Source organism: Dietzia sp. DQ11-71 (genome assembly GCF_014144995.1).
Classification (GTDB): Bacteria; Actinomycetota; Actinomycetes; order Mycobacteriales; family Mycobacteriaceae; genus Dietzia; species Dietzia kunjamensis.
This window is the reverse complement of sequence record NZ_JAALDT010000180.1, coordinates 1-2480: the sequence shown is the minus strand read 5'-3', so window position 1 is coordinate 2480 and position 2480 is coordinate 1. Positions and strand designations below refer to the sequence as shown.

Sequence of the window (2480 nt, the reverse complement as noted above, 5' to 3'; positions counted from 1 at the left end):
TGGAGAACTGCCGCTTCTGGGCCCCGCTGTCGTTGACATCGGAGCAGAAGCACTCGGTGGACTCGCCGCGGGAGATGGAGCGCCTCGCGGATGAGTTGCCGATCGAGCAGGTCGCCAAGCGGTGGATCGTCGCCTCGGACCCCGACGAGGCCGTCGAGCAGGTCAAAAAATACGTCGACGCGGGCCTGAACCACCTGGTCTTCCACGCCCCCGGCCACGATCAGAAACGCTTCCTCGACCTCTTCAATTCCGACCTCGAACCGCGACTGCGAGCCCTTGCATGAGTAACGAGAACAACCTCCCCGGCCCGGACACGGCCGATCTCTCCGGCCTCGAGGGCATCCTCGGCCACAAGGAATCGGTCCGCGTCCTGCGCTATCCGCACGAGACCGAGCCGGATGAGGAGGGTCAGACAACGGAGTGGCATTGCGACATCGTCGTCGTCGACGACGTTCCCGCGCCCGGCTTCTCCACCTACGCCACCGTGGGCGCCCGCGAGCTCCCCACCAACGTCACCACGCCCGAGGGGCGACACATCCGCTCCGAGTTCGTCACCGTCGGCCGCACCGGTCACCGCGCCATGGCCGACGTCCTGGACGCGTGCGCGCTCGCCGTGGCCACCGGTTCCATCCACGTGGCGCCCGGCGCGGTGATCCCCAACGCGGTCGGCCTGGTCGATCCCGGCCGCACGTGCGAGCACCTGGTCCTCACGCCGCCGTTCCTGTGGCCCGACCTGCAGGTGGTCGACGAGACCGGCGGCCCCGACGGCACCGGCCCCCTGCTCACGCGGCTGCAGGCCGTGCCGATCACCACCGCGGAGATGTCCGCCATCGGTCGCGACGGCGCCGACGCCCTGTTCGAGAAGCTCGACACCGCCGACGCCGACGTCACCAACCCGGACCGCCCGAGCGTGGTGTGAGTGGGCCCAGTGTGAGTGGGCCTGGTGTGAGTGGGACCCGTGTGAGCGCGCCCGCGCCCCGGACGCCCGGCGGCGTGACGCGCGTACTCGCCACCGCGGCCGGGCTGATGCTCGTCGAGGCCACGCCCGACGGCATCGCGCGCCTCGTCCAGGTGGACGCGGACCAGCTCGACGCAGACCAGCTCGACCACAGGGATGCCGCCGCGACCTGGTTCAACGTGAAACATCACGACGACGACGAGGACCGCGATCCCGAGCCCGGCGCCGCGGCGGAGCACCTCGCCCGCCTCGCGGAACAGGTGGAGGACTACCTGGCCGGGAGGCTCCGCGGGTTCGACGTCCCGCTGGACTGGGCGGCGGCCGGGGTCCACGATGAATTCTCACGTGAGGTCTACCGCGAGATCCAGCACATCCCCTACGGCGAGACCTCCAGCTACGGCCAGGTCAGTATCGACGCCGGCCGGCCACGCAACGCCCGTCGCGTCGGCCGGCTGTGCACGCTGGTGCCGGTGCCGTTCGTCATCCCCGTCCACCGGGTGATCCGCGCCGATGGCGGCATGGGGAACTGCCCCGAGTACCGGCTGCGGCTGCTCGAGCACGAGCGACGCAACATCGCCGCCGAGCGTGCCGGGAAGCCGGGCCCGCTCCCGTTCCGGTAGGCATCGCCGCCGTTCATCCGGGCACGGCCGGATCGGTGGGACGGCGGCCACACCGTGGTTAGGGTGGCGGTCAGCGTCGGGGGCCGAGGGGTCCGTCGGCGCGGACCGCCTGCCGTCGACCACAACCCACGGGGGAAGCCATGACAGCCGGAACCGTCGCCACCACCGACCGCGCCGAGAGCGTGGTCGAGAAGTTCCAGCAGGTCCGGGGGCTCACCGACCTGCTCGCGTCCCGGCTCAGCCCGGAGGACCAGATCCCCCAGTCGATGACCGCCGCCAGTCCCGCAGCGTGGCACCGGGCGCACACCACGTGGTTCTTCGAGGAGTTCGTGCTGGGTCGGCTGCCGGGCTACACCTCGCCGGAGCCGGTGTTCCGCTTCCTGTTCAACTCGTACTACGAGGCGGTCGGCCCACGGCAGCCGCGGCCGCAGCGCGGGCTCATCACCCGCCCGTCGGTGGCGGAGATCGGGGACTTCCGCGCCCGCATCGACGAGGCCGTCGTCGACGCCCTCGAGGCGGGCCGGGTCGACGAGCGTGGCCTCGAACTGCTGGAGCTGGGCTGCCATCACGAGCAACAGCACCAGGAGTTGCTGCTCATGGACATCAAGCACCTCTTCTCGCACAACCCGACCGACCCGGTCTACGTCCACAGGGCGGCGGACCCGGCAGGAGCGGCGCCGGGGGAGACCGAGTGGCTCGCCGTCGCCGAGGGGGTCGCGCAGGTCGGCGCCCCGGCTCCCGGCGACTCCGACGTCGGGGACGGCTCGGGCGCCACCGCCGCAAGCCCCGCCACCGCCGCAGGCCCCGCGTTCTCCTATGACAACGAGCGTCCCCGCCACCGGGTGTGGATCCCCGGCGGTGAGGTCGCCACCCGCCAGGTCACCGTCGGCGAGTGGAAGCAG

At 71.5% G+C, this 2480-nt stretch carries 3 protein-coding genes and 1 pseudogene; all 4 read left to right on the top strand.

What is annotated here, in order from left to right; all coding sequences use genetic code 11:
* Positions 1 to 284 (top strand): annotated as a pseudogene (locus G6023_RS07445) (glucose-6-phosphate dehydrogenase (coenzyme-F420)); the annotation flags it as partial.
* On the top strand, positions 281 to 919 hold the full coding sequence (locus tag G6023_RS07440; protein ID WP_163376327.1) for a suppressor of fused domain protein: 639 nt from the start codon (positions 281 to 283) through the stop codon (positions 917 to 919). The pseudogene G6023_RS07445 and the gene G6023_RS07440, both read left to right, overlap by 4 nt.
* Before the next feature lie 74 nt (positions 920 to 993).
* Positions 994 to 1578 carry a methylated-DNA--[protein]-cysteine S-methyltransferase gene (locus G6023_RS07435; RefSeq protein WP_347570743.1) on the top strand — a complete coding sequence of 195 codons (585 nt, stop codon included), beginning with the start codon at positions 994 to 996 and terminating at the stop codon, positions 1576 to 1578.
* Positions 1579 to 1718: 140 nt separating this feature from the next.
* Positions 1719 to 2480, top strand: a 762-nt coding sequence (locus tag G6023_RS07430; RefSeq protein ID WP_182634770.1) for a formylglycine-generating enzyme family protein, incomplete at its 3' end; no start/stop codon positions are given.